This window comes from Microbispora sp. NBRC 16548, from assembly GCF_030268985.1.
Lineage (GTDB): Bacteria > Actinomycetota > Actinomycetes > Streptosporangiales > Streptosporangiaceae > Microbispora > Microbispora catharanthi.
Genome location: NZ_BSSF01000139.1, coordinates 1 through 255 on the forward strand (window position 1 = coordinate 1; position 255 = coordinate 255).

1 protein-coding gene is annotated in these 255 nt (G+C 67.8%); it reads left to right on the forward strand.

Going from position 1 to position 255, the window contains the following annotated elements:
* Positions 1–255 (forward strand): helix-turn-helix domain-containing protein (locus tag QSK36_RS43400; RefSeq protein ID WP_285786473.1); only part of this gene is annotated, 255 nt, incomplete at both ends.

A 255-nucleotide genomic window follows, 5' to 3' on the forward strand; every position in this document is an offset into this window, starting at 1 on the left:
GCGAGGACGCCTACGAACCCCGATCCAGACGACCCAACACCTCACCGACCGCGATCGACGCCGCCACCGTCGAACTGATCCTCCGCCTGCGCAAGGACCTGTCCGGCCAGGGCCTGGACGCCGGGCCAGACACCATCGCCTGGCATCTGCACCAGCATCACCAGGTCACCGTGTCCCGGGCGACGATCAGCCGCTACCTCATGCGGGCCGGTCTGGTCACCCCCGAGCCGAACAAACGACCACGCTCCTCCTACA